This window comes from Furfurilactobacillus curtus (assembly GCF_045862785.1).
Taxonomy (GTDB): Bacteria; Bacillota; Bacilli; order Lactobacillales; family Lactobacillaceae; genus Furfurilactobacillus; species Furfurilactobacillus curtus.
Genome location: NZ_BQXO01000005.1, coordinates 99,604 through 124,324, shown reverse-complemented (window position 1 = coordinate 124,324; position 24,721 = coordinate 99,604). Strand labels below are relative to the sequence as shown.

The following is a 24,721-nucleotide window of genomic DNA, read 5'->3' as shown; positions in this document are numbered from 1 at the left end:
TGCTGTCACCAGTATTGTTTGAACCGGAGTTTGAGTTACCAGTGTTGTTGTCACCGGTGTTGTTTGAACCAGAGTTCGAGTTACCTGTGTTGCTGTCACCAGTGTTGTTTGAACCAGAGTCCGAGTTACCGGTGTTGCTGTCACCGGTGTTATTCGAGCCAGAGTTGCTGTTCCCAGTGTTGCTATCACCAGTGTTATTCGAGCCAGAGTTCGAGTTACCGGTATTGCTGTCACCGGTGTTGTTTGAACCACTGTTACTGTTCCCAGTGTTGCTGTCACCGGTGTTGTTCGAACCACTGTTCGAGTTACCTGTATTGCTGTCACCGGTGTTGTTCGAGCCAGAGTTCGAGTTACCTGTATTGCTATCACCAGTGTTATTCGAGCCGGAGTTTGAATTACCTGTGTTGCTGTCACCAGTGTTGTTTGAACCAGAGTTCGAGTTACCTGTATTGCTGTCACCGGTGTTGTTCGAGCCACTGTTCGAATTACCGGTGTTGCTGTCACCGGTGTTGTTCGAACCACTGTTCGAATTACCGGTGTTGGAATCACCGGTGTTGTTCGAACCACTGTTTGAGTTACCGGTATTGCTGTCACCGGTGTTATTCCAGCCAGAGTTCGAGTTACCCGTATTGCTGTCACCGGTGTTATTTGAGCCAGAATTCGAGTTACCCGTATTGCTGTCACCGGTGTTATTTGAGCCAGAGTTACTGTTCCCAGTGTTGCTGTCACCAGTGTTGTTCGAGCCAGAGTTACTGTTCCCAGTGTTGCTGTCACCAGTGTTGTTCGAGCCAGAGTTCGAGTTACCTGTGTTGGAATCACCGGTGTTATTCGAACCAGAGTTTGAATTACCGGTGTTGCTATCACCGGTGTTGTTCGAACCACTGTTTGAGTTACCTGTGTTGCTGTCACCAGTGTTATTCGAACCGGAGTTTGAATTACCAGTATTACTATCACCGGCGTTATTCGAACCACTGTTCGAATTACCTGTATTGCTGTCACCGGTGTTGTTCGAACCACTGTTTGAGTTACCTGTGTTGCTGTCACCAGTGTTATTCGAACCGGAGTTTGAATTACCAGTATTACTATCACCGGTGTTGTTCGAGCCAGAGTTCGAATTACCTGTATTGCTGTCACCGGTGTTGTTCGAGCCAGAGTTCGAATTACCTGTATTGCTGTCACCGGTGTTGTTCGAACCACTGTTTGAGTTACCAGTATTACTGTCACCGGTGTTATTCGAACCGGAATTGCTGTTCCCAGTGTTACTATCACCGGTGTTGTTCGAACCAGAGTTCGAGTTACCCGTGTTGCTATCACCAGTATTATTTGTACCAGTATTATTTTCCCCAGTGTTCGAATCTTGATAAGTGAATGTAAATACTTGGTTAGCGTCGCTGTAGAATCCACTTGCGATCGGGGAACTGATTAATGTGTACCCATTAAGCACTGGCGCAGTGATATTAAATTGCGTGTTGTAAATACCGTTATTGATGACAGTATCGCTAAAGATTGGGTGTCCGTTTTCATCCACGTAATGGATCGTAACGGTCCCAGTTGCATTAATCGTGATGGTTCCGCTAACACCGGCTAATTGTGCGGCTGTTAATGTCAGCCCATTACGTGTTGCTGAATCTCGCAAATTAGCTTGACCGGTACTACTTAATGTGTACTGGTAACTTCCTACTTGAGAGCCATCATTTTGAATAGTGACATCACTAGCTAATAATTGATAAACATGTGTCACGCCATCAGCACCAGCATAGGAAACAGTTAGCGTCCCACCTGCTGCAAATTGACTGGCATTCTGCCCATCAAAATATTTCGAGCCGTTGCTACCAGTCACCGTCGTTGCAGCAATGTAATTATCAATGATAGTAAATGTACTGTTGTAACTAGCGTCTCCAACAGCTGGAATTGTCACGTTACCATTCAATACCGCATCAGCGTTAATTGCGGCCTGAACCTTTGCCAAACCGCTGGCGTTCAATGTAAAAGTGTACGATCCCACTGCCGTACCATCGGTGGTGAACGTTACATCAGCATTCGTTAGTGCGACGGTAATCGCGTAATTTGCATTAGGTACACTAACAGTTACCACTGGTACATTAGCCGTGTTGCCAAATTGGCTGGCTTTAGTTGTACTATCATATAGCATAGAACCTTGACTGACATCAGTTTCAGCAGAGGCAGTCGTAACATTGATTGTTCCTGCGGTGATCGCAGTTGGATCAATACCAAAATTCGTACTATTAGCCGAATTATAACTTTGAATTGCTGCCAAGACTTTTTGAAGTCCAGCAGCAGATAAGCTATAACTGTACGACCCCACTTTGCTACCATCGCTGGCCATTTGAATATCGTCACTTGTCAATTGGACTGTCAGCGAAGTCGTCGGCAACGTTACCGTAGCCAACGGTGTTGCATCAGTACTAATGTAAACATGGCTACTAACATTGCCGTTGTCCCAAGTGTAACTGCCATTTCCTAGTGTCACGGCAACATTAGTAATAGGAATCGTATTTTTAGTGTAGGTAAATGTTAACGTACCTGTTTGGAAACCGTTCGCCAATTGTCCAGCATTCACAATGCTCGAAGTTACTGGCAAGGTTGCATCAACAGCGGTCCACCCACTCACAATTGGCGCAGTTATTTGAGTTGGTGTTGACTTCAAGACTGTATAGACGTATGTGGATCCGGAAGTTGGAAAGCCTGATTGACCATCAGCTGCAGCCGTTTTAATTTCAACCCGAATCAAACTATCACTTACAGAACCAAATCCGTCTAAGAAAGCTGTCCCTGTGACAGGATTACCACTAGTATATAGTGATGCAGTGCCATCGCTCTCGCCTGACCACCCATTTGGATCTTGACTCTTATCAGGTCCATCAAGAATCCCGGTCTGTTCAAAAGTAGTCGTTGACGTCTGTCGATTAAACTCGGCAACCCCAGCTGCAAATGCAGCATTAGTCTTATCAGCTTCAGTATTGTAAATGTTTATATAGATCGATGGCAGCAACTGATTAATCCCATCACTTACTTTACTCGTACTTAAACCACTGATTACGTTAGATTGATTTAATTGAGAGCTCAATAGATACGCAGTTTTGGCATCTTTTGATAAGCTTGCGACTGTATCAGCACCATTAACATGAGGGTTGTTTCCCCCATTCTTTTCCTTCGCCAAATCATGTGAAGTGGTGTCAGCACTGCCAATCGCTTTTTCCGCAACTCCAGTTGACTTTAGATAATTCCAAACTTGAACATAATCCTGTAACTCGTAGGTCGTCCCCGTAGAAGGGTTCGTCCACACTGGCACTTGACCAATTTTACCTGGGTTATTTGTATAATCTTGAATAGCTTGTTCAACGGCTGCAGACTCAGCATTATATAACCCGGCTAAGAAATTAATCGCACCTGTGCTAGAAGGTGTATAAATGGTACTTTGCTGATTAAAGCCTGTCGTCGCCCCAATGGTTCCATTAATTAAACCATTATAGTCGTTGGCCGATAATACACCTGCGTTCTTTAAATAGGTCAAAAATGCTGTTGAATCAGTCGTTGATTGAAGGCTGCCATTTAAAGCGTCTTTTACCGCTAGATTAATCAATGAAGTGCCATATTTGTTAGCAAATGAATAACCTTCTGATTCAGCTACCAGTGATGTCTGGGCAGTTTGGTCGTTAGCGGCCGCCTTCGTCGGATCCGCTACATCAAAGCCACTGATTGATGAAAAAGCCTTCTTGGCGTCGGCAACGCTTAGCCCATTATTAGAACCTTCAAGCAAGTATGATAAAGATTCGTCCATACCTTTCGAGGCATTGTTTTCAATCGCTGCTCGGATTGCAATGGCTAAGCCTTGATATACGGAGTTTGCAATACCGCTTTTAGCCGCGTCAGTCAAGCTCACAGCTGACATTAACGCAGTCAACGCATCATTACTTGTCAAAGCCTGATAGAGTGTATCAGGCAAATCAATCGAGTTTGCTCCAGTTAATGGCTTCGATAAATCACCTTGTTTTAAACCTAAAGACTGAATCGAATTATAAGCATAATTTTGAATAATGCTTTGAACGTATGGAATGACCGTGTTGATTAAATTGTTAACTGTTGAAATCGTAGCATTGACCGATGTTGCAATACTGCCCTGAGTATAATGTGGATCAGTAGAAGTAGGGTTGTCCGAAATGTTTTTGCTTAAATAATTAAAGATTGCTGCCGTGGAAGGATCATCTGCAATAGCTTTAGTAAACCCAAACGCCTGGCTCAGACCATTACCAAGGATATTCGTTGCCGCTCCAACAATATTACCCAGCCAACCAGCTAAGCCACTTGAAACAGTAATGGAATCTTTATCATAATTAGAATAATTCGCTAGAGCCTGATTATTCGCATAAGCAACAGAAGCTATTTGGTTAAAGTAATTAGACAGTTGTTGATACCAAGCTTGGATAGTTCCTAAATAAGCCTGCTGGAAAGCAAGCTGACTGGTAACATAGCCACGAGAAGGCCGAGTTGGCGTACCAATGATAGGTATCGGGGCGCCGTTATTTAAATAAGCCGTACCATCTGTATTTTTGTAAACTGTAAAGTTATCTGTAACTTTAGTGGCATCTTTCTCACCAGTACCTAGAGAAAAGAAAGCTGGGTTTTCGCCTGCTGCTTGACTCTCAGCATATATTGAATACTGAGTATACAATGACGCAACATCACCAAGGTTACTTGCAGGAATGGCTGCAATATCTTGAAGGGCCCACCCATTCCCCATTGCGTAGTCTTCACTGGCCTGTGCAGATGTTTCTGAAGTGGCCGTTGAATCAGCTGCTACTGCGGCGACCTCTGGCGTCCCAAGTTCATCAGTTGAACCTAATTGGCGTGCCAAATTCTTTACCTGGTTAACCGTTGTCGCGTCGTCAGTATTAACTGAAATAGTGTTAGTAGCTGCATCATATTGAGCGCCCAACACGGCTAGCTGCTGCAACGTTCCACTATCTTGAGCACTCACGTCTGCACTTGTACTTGCCAAAGGTGCTGAACTTTGAACTGCGCTCGTAGTCTCTGATTCGGCCGCACTAACAACTTGTGAAGTTGCATCTACGGATGCATTCGACTTAATCGCACTACTCGTCACACTGGCGGCAACAGATTGAGCCGTGGCGGATGGTGCCAGAGAACTAGCAGTACTGCTAATTGAAAATGTTGCTGATGTTGCAGAGGTGGTCACTGCAGAGGTCGCACTCGTATCAGTTGAAGCTTGACTCGATACCGTTGAACTTAAGGTGACAGATGACCCCGATCCCTGACTACTTGCTTGAGATTGCTGAAGTTCTGTTGTTGTACTAGTTTCAGTCGTTGACGCTTGGACGGAGATGTTCTGGAACAACCCTCCCAGTCCAAAGGTCAACAGCGTAATGCCGGAATAAAACCACAATTTACCCGCTTTATACATCTTAAAGTGGGTGTTCTTGTCGGTTAAATCACGGACCAATCGCTTTTGTTTTCGATTAAATTCTTCCATGAAGAAATCTCCTCCTTGGTAATTCATCTAGGCCTTTACTATTAAAGTGGAAAACAATTTTACGCTCTTACCATACACCACCTATTATAAAATTTATACCCCCTTAATTGTGAGCGTTAAAGGGGTGCACAATCTTTCTTAGAAAATGCCCGACTCCTACATTAATAATGAGGTTAATAAACTCAGCATAGTTGTGGTGTTATCAAGTGACAAACCATTATGATCACGTTTTGGAAATATACAATGTTTTTTCATATTTCACAAACATTTTTAATTGCGAATGTTTATATTGGTTAGGAAAAATATCATCCTTACTACAAACTTTTAGCCTTATACCAATAATTGATGCACTAATCGAGACAAATCTAGCCATTATCACTACTTAATTAGCCTGAAGTCGGTTAAAACAAAAGCATCATTACAGACCAGAGATTACTTTGGTCGACACCAAGGTGCTAATAATGCAATGATTAGTATTGACAGAAATCGTGACTGATCATCAAATTAGCCAGGTTCATGAATATTTTGAGCACCAAAAAGGCAGTGCCGACTTGGCCTGCCTTTTTGATTGCCGCAGTTTAAACCGCTATTTTAGCTATATCATTTATTCACCCATAGCTTCACACATTTAACCAGCTTGCGGCTAGCTAGTGTCTGTCTGGATTAAACAGGTGACTTTGTGACATCACAAATTCAAAAATTCAATAAAAGAATAATGCGTAATGCTTTTACTTGGTGCAATGAAGCGCAATTTAACCACGTTACAGCTAGCGTGGACTCTTATTATTGACCAACAAAACAATTTCGAAAATTTTGGCTCCACTTGATATTTTTCCAGTGAAAAAATGCATGTTCTCAGCAATAAATCACAAAATAAAGGGAAGCCTCAAACGTTTGTCGCGCTTAACCTTTAAATTAAATGAAAACTCAAAGCTTGTTCGTGTAGCTGAAAGATTTGACCTAAGTGATTAAAACTTAATTGTAGTTGCTTGAGCCCAACCAAATTAGTATCCAATATCTCCAATCGATAGCCGGTTGTCTTAGGACTATGCTCTAAGTTAAACGTGATGTATTTACCTTTAGGAAAGTTAACGCAGTGTCGGCCAAGTTCGTTATGAAAAATTGTAATCATAGTTAAATCCTCCAATGTAATGATTTCTATTAGTTTTATTAATAAACTCGATACTAACATGTCTACAAAGCAAGATAAAATTATGTGCTTTTTGTAACAAAGTTTTTTGGGAAATTCACCAATTTCGGGATCGATAACAAATAAATCTGCAATAAAGTCATTAGCGTGCACATATATTTAAACGTTTTATTACTGAATTTATGCCATAATGAAATCTGAAAATGGTTTAGCCCGGATAACGTTCGTCAATCAAGCAACCTTTGGCTAATAGCTAACCAAACCGCTTTAAACCACGGAAACAAGGTGAATTTAATGATTTTCTTTCTGACTGATTGGTTTCGCTGGAATGTATCCGGTGTTGAGCATGCTCAGATCAAGCGTAGAAAACTATTCAAACATCACGGAAAAAACATTAAATTTTTAACTGTATTACCCAACGCTCAAAATAATCACTATGCGACTCGTTTAGGATTGACGACTGATGATTATATAAACTGCTTTGATTGGTACCAAGGAGTTGTTGATGTTCCTACTGTCAATTTGACAGCTAAAGATCTTATTGATTTATCGCTTCCGTGGCAACGAGTGAATACTGTGTATTGGCAAGCAGTTAACGCCAATAATGTCCGAATTCAAGTCATCACGGCAGAACCTGTTGCGACAATCGAGGCCTTCGCAAATGCACGCATCATGACCATTGATTGGTATGGTATCAATGGAAAATTTGTGCAAACTAATCGTTATGATAGCCGTGGTTTCTTAAATTGTTCTTGCTTCTATGACCAAACAGGTAACTTAAACCAAGAGATATACTATGATGCACATCATCGACGCCGAATTCAACATCATCTGAGCCGCATTGACCATAGTCAACTAACTTCGCACAGCTATGTCGTATTCGATGATTTGGGTCAAGTCAAACAGATTTTTTCTGGCCTGCCAGAATTAGTCGCATACTTTTACGACGTGATGAATCAGAACACCGGTGAAGACAATGCTTTTATATCTGATTTTGAAGTTGCTACCTTAGCACCGACAAAATATATGAAACAAAGGCCAGCCAAACTATTTGTTTACGAGCACAACATCATGACAGATTATTTTGAACATCCAATTTTAGGAAACTTACCTCCATTTTTACTTTTAGTTCAAAAAATGGCTGACCAAATTACAGGGTTAATCTGTGGTTCTCATCGAGAAGCTGCTGACCTAAGTCAACGAATGCCCGTCCAATTGAAGGTGTCTGCTATTCCTCCAGTCGTGTTAGCAGACTACGACAAACCGATTTTGCGATTTGATCAACGTCGATCTTTTCATTGTATTGCAATCGCTAGAATCAGCTATCAAAAAGCTTTGCCCCGGCTGATAGAAACGTTTGCTAAGGTAAAACAAATTGTTCCTCAAGCAACATTATCGATTCATGGGTTAACTAATGATCCAGATTTATTCGTACAGTTACAACAACAGATTAAAGGTAATAACTTAGAAACAGCGGTCAACTTTTCCCCTTACACGCCCAACATTAACAAAGTTTATGATCAAGCCATGGTCGCCTTATCGACTAGCCGAGATGAAGGCTATAACATGTCGCTGGTTGAAGCTTGTCAACATGGTACCCCAATCGTTGCTATGGATGCACCATACGGACCTGGTGAAATCATCCGTAATGGAAAAAATGGTTACCTAGTCAACAACGGAGATATTGAGGCAATGGCAAGCCGGATCACACAAGTGTTATTAGCTTCTGAGACGGAATGGCAAAGACTTAGTCATGGTGCTCTTGAAAGTTGCAAACGTTATAGTGAAACCAATAGTTGGCAAAAATGGCGAAGTGTTTTAGGAAGTTGATATACCCAAAAATAAGGTTCGCACCGTTCCATTATGAACGTGCAAACCTTATTTTTTTCGCTATTATATCGTCACAAAATTGCCAACCAAGCGTGAAACCCATCAAGTTCGCATCAAAGGTTAATCGCCTCGCCACCAGTAACTCCATATATCTGACCAGTAACATAACTTGCTTTATTGGAGGCTAAAAAGACATAGACTGGTGCCAATTCTGCAGGTTGACCGGCTCGTCCTATTAATGAACTCTGACCAAATTCTGGAATGGCAGATTGCGGTTGCCCATGGTCCAGTTGTAATGGCGTCCAAATCGGTCCTGGTGCTACTCCATTAACGCGCACGCCATGTTCTGCCATGATCTGTGACAAATTAATCGTGTAATTAGCGATTGCAGCTTTAGTAGCTGCGTAATCGATTAACTGTGGACTAGGATTAAAAGCCTGAACTGAAGTTGTGGTTACAATGGCTGATCCTGGTGGCAAATGACCTTGCGCCTCTTTAACGATCGCCATCATCGCAATGATATTGATCGTAAACGTATCTCGCACCTGTGCCATCGATAGCTGTGAAGGGTCTTCGGTTGCAATTTGTTGGGCAGCATTTAATACCAATGTATCTAAGCCTCCAAAAGTGTCAACGACTTGCTGAACAAGTTGTTGTGGCGCCGCCTCATCGCGCAAATCATACGGTAGCAGTAAGGCTTTACGGCCGGCTTGTTCAATATAGTGTTTAACTTCTTGCGCATCGCTTTGTTCACCGGGGAGAAATTGAATGGCGACGTCAGCGCCTTCTCGCGCAAAAGCAATTGCGGCTGCTCGACCAATGCCTGAGTCACCACCAGTAATTAACACCCGACGATCTTTTAATTCGTCATGTCCCTGGTAACTTTCTTCACCACAATCAGGCTGCGGCTGCATTTGATTTTGTATGGCTGGGGTGGGTTGATCTTGTTTAACAAATTTGTCCGTATAAAACATGTGCCGTGGGTCAATTAAATTGGGTTCCATGGTGGTATCCTCCTGATCCAGTGGGGGAAATGTTACGACTTTTGGTTACCTTCAACATGATCTTCGTACCATTCTTTAGCTTGTTTGATGGCGATGGGGATCGCCCGATCATCAGGGTATTTGTCTCGCTTCAAAGCATTAGCGATGTCAATTGCTTTATGCCGCGTCTTAACGTTCATGTTCTTAAAGGAACTGGGATAGTCTTTATATGTCCAAGGCATGATTGGCCCTCCCTCACTTAAGGTACAAACGTAATACTTGTTTTGAATTATCTTGCCCAATGCCGGGCACCAATTCTACTTCCTTAATTGGCTGAGCTGATTCAGCGCTATTCCCAATGGCATAACCTTGTTTAACCGCTAGTTCAAAGAGGTCCTGGAAAAAGAAGAATTGGTCATTTGGCGTTTGTTCACCCTTACCAAATGGTGATTTTAGTAATTCATAAGCGTTGGCTTGCTCGTCAAATCGCAACTCAAAATCGCCATCTGCGCCTAAATTAACGGTTTCGCCACGTTGCAACCACAAAACTGGTGCCTGTTCCCGATCGAATAACATCACGTCAGTTGTCATATCCTATTCCTCCTTAAGTAGGTCCCGCTAATCGCGTTGTAATTGTGAAAAGCGATGCAATAATGCTTCATAATTTTGATAAGCACGACGCCATGGATGCAGCCGAACGCCTTGAGTAATCCATGGCTTACTTCGTCCAGAATAATGAATAATAGCTGGCTGTTGTCGCGCTTCTTCAGCCAACTGTTCTCGATGTGGATCAGCGTGAATCTGTTCGTAACGGACTAAACGCGACTGTGCGTTATAGCGGGGATGCAGATAATACCAATTGTCAGCAAGAACTGCGTTTAGAACATCTTGGTCGTGGTATAAAAGCAGCTCTCCGTGTTGTTGAATAAATTCTTGGGCTTTAACAGTAATATCTTGTTCCCGCCAAGCATCCATATCGATTAATAGCAAGCCTGAGTTAAAGTAGGTCTGATCTTGACACTCAATACCCATTTCGCTCAGCCGAGGGACGTAACCAGCATCTTCAACCGCTCCGATAACTTTCCCCTGCAAATTTGTCTGCCACAATTCCATCAATGCATCGACGCAGACCATATCACAGTCGATGTATAGCAGCCGTGAAAGTTTCGGCAGCATCTGCGGTAAATCGAGCCGATAATAGGCAGCTGTTGGAATTTTAGAGTCTGTCCTGGCCGCTTCATAAGGCGCTCTATTAGGGTTAAGAAATTCAATTTCCCGGCATTGAGTAAATCGTTCAATTAACACTTCGGCCGAGGCTTGCTCACTTTCACTAAGGCGTTCGCCAATGATATGGAAGTAAATATTCATGCTAGGATTATTCTGCAAAATTGATAACAGGCACACTTGAAGCGGTTTCACAAAGTCGCTGTTAACCGTCGCAGCAATATGCATCTGTTGGACCATACGGCACTTCTCCTTTAAAAACCGTTAAATTCTCTTTCGTGCCACAAAATTACAGAATTTGCATTAGCGGTTCAAATTATCTGCTTTTAACACAACCTGCTCAATTTATTCAAGTCGACAATTAAACTGAGCGTCCACCTATTTAAATCAGCTGAAAGCTTAATTGATTATCTCGCAATTGGAGGATTTGCCCTAAATGACTGAAGCGAACTTGAAGTCGTTTTACACCTTCCAGATTAGTATCAAGAATTTCAATCCGATAAGCCGATGTCGGCGAAGGGTGAATAAGGTTAAAAGTAATGTACTTCCCCTTTGGAAAATGAATCCGGTGATGTCCTAGTTCGTTATGGAAAATTGTAATCATAGTGAGTTCCTCCTATAGGCTTATCTTTGTTTACTGTGGAACCGATGCTAGCATGTCTGAATAAAAGTACAAAATAATGTGCTTTTGTTAACAAAGTATTTTAGTTCCTATCCGTTTAATGCCGCTATAAAAGAGATTTATAAAATAAGATCATTCCATCAATAAGCATATTTTTTGAGAAAAACTAATAAAGAAAATAAGATTTAGTTAATCAACCAGAAAGGATAGATGTCCATGAAACGAATAACAAAATGGCTGGTGAGTTTAGGTGGAATTGCCGTCATCCTATTGGGTTGTCTAACAATATGGGCGCGCATAAAAACTCCTTGGATACCATCATGGATCAATCATTGGATTGCTTTAAATCCTGAGGTTATTAAAATCATCATGATTGGATTAAGCGCCATCGTGATAATTACCGGTATCCTCATCCTACTGGTCGGTATTTTTAAGCCACGGACCGTCGCTACCGTTTCATTCAAAGGACCGCGAGGAACAGTTTCTTTACCGATAAGTGCGTTGGAACACGATCTAAAATATCGGATTGAATCATCAACCAATATGGGCCATGTCACAGTCAACCTACGAGCGCACAACAAGAAACAAAAAGTTGACGTCAGTGTACAAGGAATTGCAACTTTTTTAGAAGCTGAACCGTTCAAAAATTTAGGCAACGATGTGTTAGCGGTTGTTAAACAATATTTACATGATCAGCTAGATTTCAAATTGCGGCACCGTCATATCAGGATTGAACCAGCCATTAGTCCACACCAACGCGATACTCGCGTCGTTTAATGAAGGGAGTGATTTTTGAATGAAACCACCAATGTTTGGTGCCCTAGTCGGACTTATCCTAGGGTTCGCCTGGGTTCTGGACGGCTTTTGGAGCATGATTTTAGTCGCCATTATCGCTGGTATTGGGGCGCTTATTGGCAAGTACGTTAAGATCGACCGCAAACAAATTTCCACTCAAATTAACCGGTTTTTATCAGATCAATAAAACACGCCCACGAGAGGTAATTGAAAATGGATAACGATGCAAAATCAACACAGACACCAATGAAAAATACGTTAAGTTACGATGACGGGGTTATCGAAAAAATTGCTGGTTTAGCGGCTCGTAATGTTGATGGAATTTTATCACTTGATGGCGGCATGCTTAGCGGTATCACCGATCGTTTTCGTAACCAAGCCGATCCAACACAAGGTATCGATGCGGAAGTTGGCAAGAAACAAGTCGCTTTGGACATGAATGCTACTGTCGAATACGGTAAAGACATCCATCAATTATTTGACCAAGTCACTCAGCGTGTTGTGCGTGACATTAAAGGGCTCACTGATCTTGACGTTGTTGAATTGAATTTACACATTAACGACGTGATGAGTAAACGTGATTGGCAAGAGCAATCAAAGGGCAAACCGAATTCGTCACACTCCACCGAAACAAGAGAAGTTGAATAATTTAAACTCATCTAAATTCAGGTTAAAAACGGAGGGAAACTAATTATGTCAGAAGCAACGACCAAAAAAGAATTAATCTTCGACAACGATGTCTTAGAAAAAATTGCCGGAAAAACGGCTCAAGAAGTTGATGGCGTCATTGAATTAAAGGGTGGCATCTTTGATAATATCTCCTCGCAAATCGGTGGTAATAAACCAGATCAGGGCGTTTCAGCCGATATTGATACAGATGATAAGTCCGTTGAACTAGAATTAGATGGCACCTTAGAATATGGTAAAGATGCTAACGATATCTTTGATAAAATTACTCGGAAAGTTACTTCCGCTGTGCGAACGATGACGGGTTACACAGTCACCTCGATTAAGTTCCACGTTAAAGATCTGTTGACACCGGAAGAACGACGTGATCAGCAAAAAAATAATAAGAAGAGCAAGTGAGAAAATGGTCGAACTGAATAAACCTAATTAAATCTGTGGTTAATCACAGATTTTTCATTCTAAATAAACAAAACTAAAATCTAAATCGCCAAAATACGGGACATAAGTCAAGTGACTCCGCCTAAAAGCGAACTGGCAACGATGAATAAACTATCATCGTTGCCAGTTCGCCCTTAGTGCTCATCACTTACCGACTTATGTCCCGCTCTCGTAAATCTAACATTAATAAATTCAACAAAAGGCGCTTTTAACACCACCATGCTGTACATAAACACTGGTATTCAATTAGCAAACGAAATTGTTAGGTATTATACCTAACCTTGTTAGTTAATGAGCCGCTAACGTTGCAAGCAAAAAAATTGCGGTGTCCAATGTAAAATGCATCGCAAATGAAGTCCAAATACTCTTTGAATAAATATAAGATCCAGTAACAAAAAGTCTTGAAACCCCAATTACAAATAGCATTTGAGGAATATTCCAATCGTAAGTAACAAAGTGAACCATTCCAAAAACAAACATTGAAACACCCAGTGCGCTCCAAATGGCCACATTACGTTTTAAATGAAATTGTTGTAATAAGATCGCTGCAAAAGCTAAAAAAACGCCAATTGCGACAATTTCTTCATTCATTAAACTAAATAGATCGCTAAACGTCGATTGAAAAAATAATGGCCAACGATCGGGTCCACCTATCTGTGCAGCGTTGGCATTCGCCTGTGTCTTAGCTTGAAAAGCGGCGAAAATAATTTGAATAAGTCCGCTATAAATTAACTGCAACAAAAATAATAATAATGTGTGGCGCCATTCCTTGCCAGAAACACGATGAAATAACTTCCAAGGTACTTGTCCACTGATCAACCAATAACCACCAAGAAATAAAATCATTGGTAAGATGGCAAAACTCAAAAGCCATTCCGTCTGACTATCTACATGAATTTCACCAGATGCATAAGCTAAAATAGTAAATAAAACAATTGGGTAAATAAACAATCCCCAAAGGCGTCCAACAGCGATGTGATCATCAATAATTGGAAAGGGCCGTTTATCACCCTTCCGTTCAAGTAAGTTACCTTGTGCCATAAAAATTCCTCCAATGTGATGTTCAAATAATAGGAGACATACTTAGCAAAAGCTAACATCTGTTCTCAGAAAATCAAAAAGTTCCTAGAATGGCTATTGGAGAAACAAACCAAATTACACAAAAGAGCGTCACTATTCAGTAATTGAACAGTGACGCTCTTCAAAATTATTTTGAGCTTACTTAGTGATATCTTCCCATTGCCATGCGTTGACTTCTGGTAAATCAGTACCTTCGTCACGGATGTATTGGTTGTGCTTGGCAACCATGTCGTCCATGTGTTGAGTAAATTCGCCAGCAGATTCAGCGTACTGCGTTGCGTTGATAGCATCTTTAGCCAAGTGGAAGCGGTCCAATTCGTTCAAGACACGCATGTCAAATGGTGTGGTGATGTCACCATTTTCACGGTAACCGTGGAAGTGGATATTCTTGTTGTGACGGTCGTAAACCAAACCACGCAAGGTGTTTTCGAAGCCATGGAAGGCAAAGATAACTGGCTTGTCAGTGGTGAAGTAACGGTCGAATTCTTCGTCCGTCAAACCACGGTCGTCTTGGTCGTCACCCTTCTTACGAAGTTTGAGCAAGTCAACCACGTTGATGTAACGAATCTTCAAGTCTGGGAAGCTGTCGTGTAACAGCGTGATGGATGCCAAAGCTTCCATCGTTGGTTCAGTCCCGGCAGAAGCGATCACAACGTCAGGTTCTGCACCATCATCGTTTGAAGCCCAAGGAATGATCCCCAAACCGTTGTTAACCAATTCGGTTGCTTCATCAATGGAGAACCATTGCGTACGTGGGTGCTTGGAAGCAACGATCAAGTTGATTTCTTCGCGACCTTGCAAAGCCTTGTTCATAACAGCTAACAAGGAGTTAGCGTCGGCTGGCAAGTATTCGTTAACCAATTCATGACCCTTTTCAGCCAAGTGACCGATCATACCTGGGTCTTGGTGAGTGTAACCATTGTGATCTTGTTGGAAAACAGTGGAAGTGTTGATGATGTTCAATGATGGGTAGTCATGACGCCAGTTTTGTTCTTGCGCCTTACGTAACCACTTGTAGTGTTGAGTCAACATGGAGTCCACAACACGACCGAATGATTCATAAGTTGCAAAGTAACCGTGACGACCAGTCAGAACGTAACCTTCTAACCAACCTTCAGCTTGGTGTTCAGATAATTGTGAATCCAAGACACGGCCTGAGTGCGCAACGAATTCATCATTTGGTTCATGAATGTCTTCCATCCATTGACGGTTCGTGACACCGAAGACATCCCAGAGACGGTTTGACATCGTTTCGTCAGGTCCCATGATCCGGAACGTGTTTTCGTTTTCTTTCATCGTGTCAGCAGTGAACTTGGAAAGAACTTCCATGTCCATGCGTTGCTTCTTGTTGTCCTTCAAGTCTGCATCAGCAACAGCAAACTTGCGAACATCGTTCAAGTTCAATGGTTCTGGGTGAATACCACCATTAGTGATTGGGTTCATCGCCATCCGTTGGTCACCCTTAGGTGCAACAGCTGACAAGAAGTCCTTTGGTGAACCATCTTCGTTGAATAATTCTTCTGGCTTGTATGACTTCATCCAGTCCATCAACATGTCAACGTGTTCCATGTGGTTTGAGTCCACCGGAATTGGCACTTGGTGCGCACGGAATGAATTTTCAATTGGGTTGCCATCTAAGTCCTTCTTAGGACCCGTCCAACCCTTAGGTGCACGAAGCACGATCATTGGCCATACAGGTAATGAGTCATCGTTGTTGTCACGGGCGTTCTTTTGGATCGCCTTGATCTGTTCAACAGCGTGGTCAATGGCCTTAGCCATGTCTTGGTGAGCTTGCTTGTGATCGTCACCATCAGTTTCAACAAAGATTGGGGACCAGCCCAGACCTTCGAAGTACTTGGTTACATCAGTATCGCTCATCCGTGAAAGGATAGTTGGATTAGAAATCTTAAACCCGTTAACTTGCACGATTGGCAATACAGCACCGTCGTGAATTGGGTTGATGAACTTGCTGGACATCCATGATGCTGCTAATGGGCCAGTTTCAGCTTCCCCATCACCAATTTCAACAGCAGCGATAACATCTGGGTTATCTAAGATCGCACCAACACCGTGTGAAAGTGAGTAACCAAGTTCCCCACCTTCGTGGATTGAACCTGGTGTTTCAGGAGCAGCATGTGAAGCAACCCCACCTGGGAATGAGAATTGCTTGAATAAACGTTGCATCCCCGCTTCGTCTTGGGTGATGCGTGGGTAACGTTCAGTGTATGAACCATCAAGGTAGGCGTTTGAAACCATCACTTGACCACCGTGACCTGAACCTTCGATATAGAACATGTTCAAGTCATACTTCAAGATCGCACGGTTCAAATGTGCGTAAATGAAGTTCTGAGGTACGATTGTCCCCCAGTGACCAATTGGCTTAACTTTAACGTCTTCAGCGGTTAAGTCGCCCTTCAATAATGGGTTGTCCTTTAAGAACAATTGACCAACAGAAAGGTAGTTAGCTGCGCGCCAGTAGGCGTCAACTGTGTCCAAGTATTCTTGTGAGTCGTAATCAACTGCCATGAATAGGTACACTCCTTCAAATAGATTAATAATACGAAATTTGCTGTGAAATCAGCCGACATTTTTCCGGTTAATTTACAGTCTCTATGATAGACACTTTTGAATAAAAGTCAACCTTTTAGAAAATTGGTACGACCCAATTATCAAAAGGTACCTTCACCGCTTACGTCATAGTGAAAATCAACTGGGATTCACGTGTTCAGTTGACCCGCTAATCTGCCCTTATCCTAACAAATTGCAGCTTAAAAGGAACATAAAAAGGTTTAAAATCGGAGAGCGTGAACCATCGTGAGTGAAGGTGGGCACCAACAGACAATCATAATTGGGCGGTCTTGGCCCGGTTACAATTGTTAGTTGGGCGCAACCTTCAGCAATGGCGAGCGCGTTTAGGAAAGAGCGTGAGCCAGACCGGGTACAACTGGAAACCACGGACGGGTGGGTTTCACCCGGTAGTGGTTGCTGGTTGTACACAGGACTTAGCTCTGGCAAGCGCGTTTTAACCAAAGCAAAGTATTAACAAACCTGCGCAACTTAACATCAGATTTAATTTTTACAGAAAGAGACACTGCCGACCAATCTGGGATACGTCCAGATTGATCTACTTTACGGTTAACTCATCTATATTTCGCAGTTTGCGCGAGCTTTCAGACTTTCGCCCAAACTTCGATTTTTCATCACCAAGACAGCCGCGCCGCATTTTCAGCACCAGCTTATGCCAGTTCCATTAATCACAAACCAAATTCGGTGCGATACCTTTTTTACTAAGTCATCGCCGGCGTAATATCGCGTTGCAAAGCTTAATTTGCTTAATGGTGCCAACTCGGAAATCAAAAGGCGAAATATTGGTCGCCAATTCGAAGGTGATTTATACTCAGCCTAGATCGAATTAATTGCTTATAATTTGGAGGGTTTCACATGGCAAAATTAAATGATGAGATGAAGGACCTCGTTAACCGGGCCTTTGCTTTTATTGCAACTGTTGATGAAAATGGTAACCCACAGGTTGGCCCTAAAGGTACGATGCGGATTCTTGACGACGAACATTTGATTTACAACGAAGAAACCGGTCGACAAGCTTGGCACAATTTGCAAACTAACGGGAAGATTGCCGTTGCTTTCCATCCATTTCCTGGCTTAAAGGGCTTTCGGGTTGAAGGTCATGTCAAGATTTACGAAAGTGGGCAGATTTTTGACGACGCGACTGCTTATGCAACTGAAAATAAATTACCAAAAGCCATTGCGGCGGTGGTCATCAGTATCGATCGCACGCTGACATTGAATGCTGGTCCAGAAGCCGGCACCGTGATTGAGGACGCACCTTTAGATGATTAGCAATCGAATTTGCACAAACTATTTATCCTTTGTATCTTTGAAAATACCGAATAACCACGCTAACTAATAAAAGTGCCTTGGAAGCTGCAACTGCTATAGTCCCCTTTAAGTTGATGGATGAAAATAATAATTCATCTGTATCAACTTAAAGGGGCTTTTTCTATGCCTAGAACCAAGTACAATGCTGAAGAAAAGTACAAAATCATCCAAGATGTGTTGAAGACAGAGTTAACCATTCAGGATTATGTTGCTTCCTACGACGTTTCTACAAATGCACTAACTAAGTGACAAAAATTATTTGAACGAGATTGAAGGAGCTCAGAACACTAATCGAAGAAGGTCTCTACTACTTCACTTACACTGATCGAGCCAGACAAAGAAATGGAATAGCCAAAAATATTTTCAATTTAAAAATCATCAATCAGCATCCAAATCCACGAAGGTATTGTATTTCATGAATTGATAATGAATCCGCATATTCGAGACTTCAAAGGGCGTGCCATCATCCAAGAAAAAAATCCCACCAAGGACACCCACTGGCTCAGTTGCTTTCAAGCTTAATAGGTGTTGGTCTTCACTCGTCGATGGTTCAGCAGCAACAGTCATAAAAGACTTGGTCACTGACACGTGCTTAATGTCTTCTAAGTAGTTGAAAATTGAGCTGGATGCCACGGTCGAAGATAACTCGGGCATAATCTTAATCGGGATAAAGCCTGTTTCAATCATTACCGGCTCATCATCAAGCAGCCGCAGCCGTTTAATTTGATAAACGAAATCATCGTCATTTAAGAAGAGATCCTGTTGTAGCTCGGTAGTCGCTGGCACAACTTGGAAATCTAGTAGCTTAATGCCCGGATGTTTGCCGTCGACTCGCATAGAGTCTGTGACCCCTAAATTACGGCCTTCATAGCTAAACACGGCCTGATTCTTTAAATACAATGGGTTCACGAAGGTCCCTGAGCCACGTTTCTTAAAAATAATCCCTTGTTGGGCGAGCACGTTTAAGGCGCGCTTCACCGAAGAACGACTCACTTGATACTCGTCGCTTAAGCTGCGTTCGTCAGGCAACCGTTTATCCGGAAACTGGTTGTCATTGATCCGGCGCTTCAGATCCTGCATAACGTTTTTATAAACTAGGTCTGCCATGTCGACGCTCGGTTCCTTTCTCTTGTATACTGTCTAGTGTGAGTATACCAGAAAAATATTGGTCCATCCAATTTATGTTTAGGTCCGTACCAATTAAAAGAGGGTTATCTGTTATGGCAAAGAAAAAGAAACTTCAAAAAACCTTGGTCGAAAAAATTTTAGATAAGGCGGCTATTCCTTATCAACAAATTGAATTTGCCACTCACCAAGCCGGTGACGTCGCTCAGTTAGATGTTAACCACGAAGACTATGATGAACATCACATTTATAAAACATTAGTCTTAACCGGCAACGTCACTGGTCCTTTAGTCGGCGTTGTCCCGTTAGACACCCACCTGAGCTACAAAAAATTAGCCGCCGCTTCTGGCAATAAAAAAGTCGGCATGGTGCCATTAAAAGACCTGCTAAAGACAACCGGCTACGAACACGGCGCTAATACACCGATCGGTATCTGGGAAAAATACCAATATCCGATTTACTTTGATCACGCTGCCCAAGTTCAAGGCGATATCATTGTCTCTTCCGGTAAAATTGGTCGCTCTGTTAAAGTTAATGCTGCCGCAGTCGCGCAATTAGTTCATGGCACCTTTACCGATTTAGAAGAGGATTAACATGACGATTGCCGATTTTGGTCAGCAAGTTCTGATTAGTCTGCTGACCACCTTTTTCTATGGCTTAGGGCTGCCACTTTTCTTTAGTTGGGTACTGACAATCATTAATCGCAATAGCAAACAAGTCCTAGCCAGTCACTTTGGCATCAATTCGCAGGTCTACCTCGGTGCACTAGGCATCATTATCCACGAATCCAGCCATTTGTTAATGGCGTTATTATTCGCCCACAAAATAACCGGTGTTCGGTTGATTAAATTTGCACATCCGCAGCAAGCCCCTGATGACCCAGAAGCGCTCACCCTCGGCTACGTCAATCATCGTTGGAACAGTGGAAGTACCTATCAAACAATGGGCAACTTTTTTATCGGCTTTGCGCCCATTGTCGGTGTCAGCGTTTTAATTTTCGGTCTGACTGCTTGGTTACTACCAACCGTATCAGCTAACTGGCTCGCCTTTGCGGTCAACCCGCAGGTTGGCACCTTGTTTCACGCACCGGTGACCAATATCCCCATCGGGGCAGCCATGATCCACATACTAGTGTGGTTGGTGTTTGTCACAAATTTGAGTGTCGGCGGTTTTGACCTCAGTAGTGCCGATTTACGTAATTCTAGCACTGGTTTGGCGACCTATACCTTATTGCTCGGCCTCATTGGTTTGAGTGCTGGTTTGTTGCAATGGCCAGTCGCCACTTGGGCCCAACACCATTTACTGCCAATTTACTTGGCACTCAGTGTTGTCGTGGCCATTTCTGGTGTGGTGAATATCGCCATTCATTGGATCACCAAGACTAAATTTTAAAATTAGGAACATCCTTACTATACAATGAACCCCCTCAGCCAGTTAAAGTTGGTTGAGGGGGTTTATCGTCTTTAAATATAAGGAGGATTCAATAAAGTTAATGGTCAAAACAACTCAATGCGAAACCCTTTCCACCATCACCGGTACGTTTTAATGTACGGTGGAAGCTTTGACATTTTTATTGTTTAAAGCTGCTGTGATTAAGATAACGATTTAGTTCCTCCTACCACATAAGGCAAGGCTTAATACTTCTTGACCATGTCACGCCACCTCATCAATAAAATTACCAAACAATAAAGCTGCTAGCACGTCCGCTAACTCATTTTTGCAACAATGTTTTTCCCTCGATCGGTACGTTAAAACTCAGCCATTAACTAGTGGATCAACAGCGCAATGAGCAATAATGCGGTCACCACTTGTACGATCCCAACGCCAAGTCCGTATAACGCAAACCGTTTACCAGCACGCAGGAAGGCTTGCAAGTTTAGCCGCAAACCGATCGCTGCTAACGCGGTGATTTCGCACCAACCACTCAGCCAATGTGCGCTGACACTGACCATCTGAGGCAAACGCACCAAACTGTTGATTAAGCAAAAGACCAAAAAGGCCGCCACATACCAAGGCAACACTTTGCCACTACCATTTCCACTAATTGAGGCACCTTCTTGTGCTTCAGTAGCCAAATGTTTGGCATGGATCCGAGCAAATAAGAAGACCACAACGACAAGCATCATAATCCGCATAATTTTAAACAACGTCGCGAATTGAACTGTCGCCGGATTGATCATACTGGCACTGGCCACCACCTGACCAACTGATTGCAGGGTGCCACCGATAAGCGCCCCTTTAGTTAAGGCTATGCTGCCAAAGACAAGTTGTCCGACAACTGGCAGGCCTAACATCAATATCGTCCCCATCAAGTTGACCAAAGTAATCACCATCCCGCGATCCGCTTCATCAGCTTCGATCGCTGGTGCAATTGCGGCAATTGCAGAGGATCCACAGACCGCATTACCTCCAGCCATCAACAAGGTCGTGCCTTCGTTAAAATGTAGCGCCTTACCTAAACCGATGGCCGCCAAGATCGTAATCGTCATCTGACATAAAATAAATAGGACGCCAGACCAGCCAATTTGACTGATCGTTTGCACCGTCACGGTCGCCCCTAACAGAACCACCGAAAATTCCAACAATTTACTTTCCGCATAACGCGTACCAGGTTCCAATTGTGGTTGACGAATAAACGTATTACCCAACACAATGCCAAGTAAGATGGCAATGGTCGGCCCCCCGACTAATGGAATCACTTGGGCTAGGCCTTGGCTAATGACTGCAATGACAATCGCAACCAACAAACCGGGCCCAATCTTGCGCCCCATACTACTTCGATCAACACTTGGCTGTTTCATTGATCCTGACTCCCATCGTTAATTGATGGTCTTATCGTAGCCAAAACGCGTTACAAGTGGAAATACATATGCTAAATTCTTGTTATTACATTTATCTATGAAAGGGAACCCATGATTAAATTTTTCAATGTCTTTCAAGCTGTTTATGAGACCCGCAGCTTCTCGCAAGCCGCCGAGCAACTATACATCTCGCAGCCAACCGTCTCCGTTCAGATTCAACAACTCGAACAGACGCTAGGAACACCACTGTTTACCCGCAATCATCACGGTGTTTCACCAACCGCCGCGGCCGACCTTTTGTATCAGGAGGGCTTAGTCTTAACGGATCGTTGGCAAGAATTGGTCGATCAGGTTCAACACGCGACTAAGCCACACGTCACTTGTCGGATCGGCGTTTCAAACACCATCGCGGCGACCCAACTGCCACCGATCATCGCCGAATTGCCACAAACTGCGCTACAAGAATTTGATTGTCAACTCTTACTCATGAATTCGGCGGGGATTGTCGACGAACTTGTGGCTCATAATTTGGAATTTGGCTTCATCGAACAACCACTGACGGCCAGTGGTATTGCTCGACGGGCTTTTTTCACCGATCAACTTGTTCATGCTGGTGATCCCAAGCGGCCATTGTGGTTGCTACGTGAGGCTGGATCCGGCGTCCGCCATTACACTGATCGTTACCTAGCCCAGCACAACCTCACGCCAAAACAAGTCATGGTTGTCAATAACAATGACATCATTGTTCGCCTCTTAACCCAAGGCATTGGACAAACAATCGTGTCGCAAAACGTCCTGCCACAGCAGGTTGCCTATCAATCGCTAGGACCCCAATTCACCCGCCAATTTTACTTTTTGAGCCGTCCATTACCACCCACGTCGCCATTAAATCAACTAGCCCAATTACTTCAAGATCAATTAACAACGGAATCGCCTCAGCAGCGCTAAGTTAAACACGTTAAAATACCCGCAACAGGATAGGCTTGAAAGCCTGTCCTGTTGCGGGCACGTTTTATAACGAAACTATTATTTGACCGATGATTCAAGCTTCACCAGACCACTCTTGTTTAAATTCGGCCAAAAAATCGAGCATCACTTGTTGGCGAACGGTTGCCAATTGTTTGGCTGTCTCAGTGTTCAGTTGGTCTTTAATCAGCAACAATTTTTCATAAAAATGATTGATCGTCGTGCCTTGTTCGTTGCGATACGTCGCTTTAGTGAGTTGCGTGCGTGGCGCAATGTCGGGATCGTAGAGCACCCGCTGATGTCGACCACCATAAGTAAAGACACGAGCAATGCCAATTGCACCAATGGCATCCATGCGATCCGCATCCTGGACAACCTGTCCGGCCTGACTCAAGGCTTGTGAATGCTCAAGGTTATCGCTAAATGACATATGATCAATAATTTCAAAAATGGCTGTGATTTGGGCTGCGTTCACACCAATATGATTCAAATAATCACTTAATTGTTGGTGGGCGGCCATCGAATCGGTAACCACTTTATCATCCACGACATCGTGCAAATACGCTGCCGCCAAGATCACGAGCCGCTGTCCGGTTTGCTCACTAGCCTCAATGCGCTCCGCCAATTTGGCAACCCGTTGAACGTGAAAGAAATCATGTCCAGACCGATCAGTACCCAAAATATGACGTGAATAATTAATAATTTGTACCAACTGCTGTTGTTCAGACGCGACTTGTGGTTCACCCATTTGAACACTCCTCTCCATTCTGTTCAGCGCCTATAATGATCACTTATCCCCATACCTTAGCACGTTCAAACAAACCACGATTATCCTACGTCCCCGATCAACCCATAAAAAAACAGCTGAATAATTTGCTCACCATCCGCATGTAGAGCATCTAGCACGGTTGAATCCTTTGCTTTTCCGTTTAAACGCTGAACATAAGTGACGTACATATCAACGTAGATCATGAGTGCGCGATCGGTAATGGCATCATCAATTTTGCCTTCAGCACGACCCTGTTCAAACAATCGATGCCAGAAAGCTGCTTTCTGACGGTCGTAACTACGTTGTACTGAATGATCGCCATTATCGCCCCGCATTTCTGCCACTAATAACCGATAAAAGCTTGGCGATAACGTGTTGGATTCTTGAGCGGCCTCAACCATCATTTTCTTCATTTTTGACATAAAATCTAATTGCGGATCAACCAACATTGCCCCGTAATACTGATACCCATCCTCAATCAATGCAATGGCAACCGCCCGCCCAAGTTGTAACTTGCTTGGGAAATACTTGTAAACCGTCACTTGTGATGCACCGGCTGCTTTGGCAATTTCAGCCACACTAGTTTCTTGATAACCCTTTTTAATGAACAGCTGATTGGCCGCCTTCAGAATTGCTTGGCGTTTACGAACCTTGCGCAATTGGTTCCCGTCCATCTTAATCACCTTTTTTCTGGGCATAGTTCATTTTCTAAGTCGACTTTATCCACTTTTGAATTATGTATACATCAATAGTTCATTTTTTACAAGTGATTTTATTGACACCACCTGTCGTCAGCTCTACACTGGCGTTAAAAATTGAACTATCGATTGTTTATTAGTTCA

General features: G+C 43.0%; 22 protein-coding genes and 1 pseudogene. 10 read left to right on the top strand and 13 right to left on the bottom strand.

Annotated features, from left to right (window positions below; all coding sequences use genetic code 11):
- The coding region (locus ACKTR2_RS08750) for an MBG domain-containing protein (protein ID WP_407884544.1) at positions 1–5,512 on the bottom strand (5,512 nt) is incomplete at its 3' end.
- A 910-nt stretch (positions 5,513–6,422) separates the two neighbouring features.
- Entirely contained in the window at positions 6,423–6,644 is a 222-nt protein-coding gene (locus ACKTR2_RS08745) for a hypothetical protein (RefSeq protein WP_407884542.1), read from the bottom strand.
- Positions 6,645–6,956: 312 nt separating this feature from the next.
- Here ACKTR2_RS08745 and ACKTR2_RS08740 point away from each other — a divergent pair, with 312 nt between their 5' ends.
- Positions 6,957–8,492, top strand: a complete 1,536-nt coding sequence (locus tag ACKTR2_RS08740; protein ID WP_407884540.1) for a glycosyltransferase — start codon at positions 6,957–6,959, stop codon at positions 8,490–8,492.
- A gap of 113 nt (positions 8,493–8,605) precedes the next feature.
- Here the strand turns inward: ACKTR2_RS08740 and ACKTR2_RS08735 are convergent, their stop codons facing one another.
- The 5 genes and pseudogenes from ACKTR2_RS08735 to ACKTR2_RS08715 all read right to left on the bottom strand — a co-directional run bounded on the left by ACKTR2_RS08735 (position 8,606) and on the right by ACKTR2_RS08715 (position 11,303).
- Positions 8,606–9,496 carry an SDR family oxidoreductase gene (locus tag ACKTR2_RS08735; RefSeq protein ID WP_407884538.1) on the bottom strand — a complete coding sequence of 297 codons (891 nt, stop codon included), beginning with the start codon at positions 9,494–9,496 and terminating at the stop codon, positions 8,606–8,608.
- A 35-nt stretch (positions 9,497–9,531) separates the two neighbouring features.
- A pseudogene (locus tag ACKTR2_RS08730) lies at positions 9,532–9,717 on the bottom strand (DUF2188 domain-containing protein); the annotation flags it as partial.
- A gap of 13 nt (positions 9,718–9,730) precedes the next feature.
- The gene (locus ACKTR2_RS08725) at positions 9,731–10,066 is read right to left on the bottom strand and encodes a hypothetical protein (protein ID WP_407884537.1); all 336 of its coding nucleotides are present in this window, start codon (positions 10,064–10,066) and stop codon (positions 9,731–9,733) included.
- 27 nt (positions 10,067–10,093) lie between these two features.
- Complete coding sequence (locus ACKTR2_RS08720) at positions 10,094–10,939, bottom strand: glycosyltransferase family 8 protein (RefSeq protein ID WP_407884535.1); 846 nt, start codon at positions 10,937–10,939, stop codon at positions 10,094–10,096.
- A gap of 142 nt (positions 10,940–11,081) precedes the next feature.
- Positions 11,082–11,303 carry a hypothetical protein gene (locus ACKTR2_RS08715; protein ID WP_407884533.1) on the bottom strand — a complete coding sequence of 74 codons (222 nt, stop codon included), beginning with the start codon at positions 11,301–11,303 and terminating at the stop codon, positions 11,082–11,084.
- Positions 11,304–11,537: 234 nt separating this feature from the next.
- On the opposite strand from ACKTR2_RS08715, the gene amaP reads away from it, so the two are divergent.
- From amaP to ACKTR2_RS08695, 4 genes are read left to right on the top strand one after another with little or no spacing between them, the layout of a single operon-like run.
- Positions 11,538–12,098, top strand: coding sequence for an alkaline shock response membrane anchor protein AmaP (amaP, locus tag ACKTR2_RS08710; protein ID WP_407884531.1), 561 nt, complete (start codon positions 11,538–11,540; stop codon positions 12,096–12,098).
- Between the two features lie 19 nt (positions 12,099–12,117).
- Positions 12,118–12,303, top strand: coding sequence for a DUF2273 domain-containing protein (locus ACKTR2_RS08705; RefSeq protein WP_407884529.1), 186 nt, complete (start codon positions 12,118–12,120; stop codon positions 12,301–12,303).
- A gap of 26 nt (positions 12,304–12,329) precedes the next feature.
- Positions 12,330–12,764 (top strand): Asp23/Gls24 family envelope stress response protein, encoded by a 435-nt coding sequence (locus ACKTR2_RS08700; protein WP_407884527.1) that lies wholly within the window; start codon positions 12,330–12,332, stop codon positions 12,762–12,764.
- A gap of 45 nt (positions 12,765–12,809) precedes the next feature.
- Positions 12,810–13,202 carry an Asp23/Gls24 family envelope stress response protein gene (locus tag ACKTR2_RS08695; RefSeq protein ID WP_407884525.1) on the top strand — a complete coding sequence of 131 codons (393 nt, stop codon included), beginning with the start codon at positions 12,810–12,812 and terminating at the stop codon, positions 13,200–13,202.
- Positions 13,203–13,529: 327 nt separating this feature from the next.
- Here the strand turns inward: ACKTR2_RS08695 and ACKTR2_RS08690 are convergent, their stop codons facing one another.
- Both ACKTR2_RS08690 and ACKTR2_RS08685 read right to left on the bottom strand, forming a co-directional pair.
- Positions 13,530–14,282 carry a CPBP family glutamic-type intramembrane protease gene (locus tag ACKTR2_RS08690; protein WP_407884523.1) on the bottom strand — a complete coding sequence of 251 codons (753 nt, stop codon included), beginning with the start codon at positions 14,280–14,282 and terminating at the stop codon, positions 13,530–13,532.
- A 177-nt stretch (positions 14,283–14,459) separates the two neighbouring features.
- Positions 14,460–16,847 (bottom strand): phosphoketolase family protein, encoded by a 2,388-nt coding sequence (locus tag ACKTR2_RS08685; RefSeq protein WP_407884521.1) that lies wholly within the window; start codon positions 16,845–16,847, stop codon positions 14,460–14,462.
- A gap of 915 nt (positions 16,848–17,762) precedes the next feature.
- On the opposite strand from ACKTR2_RS08685, the gene ACKTR2_RS08680 reads away from it, so the two are divergent.
- The gene (locus ACKTR2_RS08680; protein WP_407884519.1) at positions 17,763–18,179 is read left to right on the top strand and encodes a pyridoxamine 5'-phosphate oxidase family protein; all 417 of its coding nucleotides are present in this window, start codon (positions 17,763–17,765) and stop codon (positions 18,177–18,179) included.
- 162 nt (positions 18,180–18,341) lie between these two features.
- Complete coding sequence (locus tag ACKTR2_RS08675) at positions 18,342–18,467, top strand: hypothetical protein (protein ID WP_407884517.1); 126 nt, start codon at positions 18,342–18,344, stop codon at positions 18,465–18,467.
- Between the two features lie 129 nt (positions 18,468–18,596).
- Here the strand turns inward: ACKTR2_RS08675 and ACKTR2_RS08670 are convergent, their stop codons facing one another.
- Positions 18,597–19,325, bottom strand: a complete 729-nt coding sequence (locus ACKTR2_RS08670) for a GntR family transcriptional regulator (RefSeq protein WP_407884515.1) — start codon at positions 19,323–19,325, stop codon at positions 18,597–18,599.
- 113 nt (positions 19,326–19,438) lie between these two features.
- On the opposite strand from ACKTR2_RS08670, the gene ACKTR2_RS08665 reads away from it, so the two are divergent.
- Positions 19,439–19,936: an aminoacyl-tRNA deacylase gene (locus tag ACKTR2_RS08665; protein WP_407884513.1), complete on the top strand. Its 498-nt coding sequence runs from the start codon at positions 19,439–19,441 to the stop codon at positions 19,934–19,936.
- A gap of 1 nt (position 19,937) precedes the next feature.
- Positions 19,938–20,735 carry a hypothetical protein gene (locus ACKTR2_RS08660; RefSeq protein ID WP_407884511.1) on the top strand — a complete coding sequence of 266 codons (798 nt, stop codon included), beginning with the start codon at positions 19,938–19,940 and terminating at the stop codon, positions 20,733–20,735.
- A gap of 374 nt (positions 20,736–21,109) precedes the next feature.
- Here the strand turns inward: ACKTR2_RS08660 and ACKTR2_RS08655 are convergent, their stop codons facing one another.
- A complete protein-coding gene (locus ACKTR2_RS08655) occupies positions 21,110–22,144 on the bottom strand; it encodes a YeiH family protein (RefSeq protein WP_407884509.1) in 1,035 nt (344 codons plus the stop codon).
- A gap of 111 nt (positions 22,145–22,255) precedes the next feature.
- Between ACKTR2_RS08655 and ACKTR2_RS08650 the strand changes: the two genes are divergently transcribed.
- Complete coding sequence (locus tag ACKTR2_RS08650; RefSeq protein ID WP_407884507.1) at positions 22,256–23,092, top strand: LysR family transcriptional regulator; 837 nt, start codon at positions 22,256–22,258, stop codon at positions 23,090–23,092.
- 94 nt (positions 23,093–23,186) lie between these two features.
- Here ACKTR2_RS08650 and ACKTR2_RS08645 read toward each other — a convergent pair whose 3' ends face one another.
- Positions 23,187–23,858 (bottom strand): HD domain-containing protein, encoded by a 672-nt coding sequence (locus tag ACKTR2_RS08645; protein WP_407884505.1) that lies wholly within the window; start codon positions 23,856–23,858, stop codon positions 23,187–23,189.
- Positions 23,859–23,938: 80 nt separating this feature from the next.
- Entirely contained in the window at positions 23,939–24,553 is a 615-nt protein-coding gene (locus tag ACKTR2_RS08640; protein WP_407884503.1) for a TetR/AcrR family transcriptional regulator, read from the bottom strand.
- Positions 24,554–24,721 lie beyond the last annotated feature (168 nt).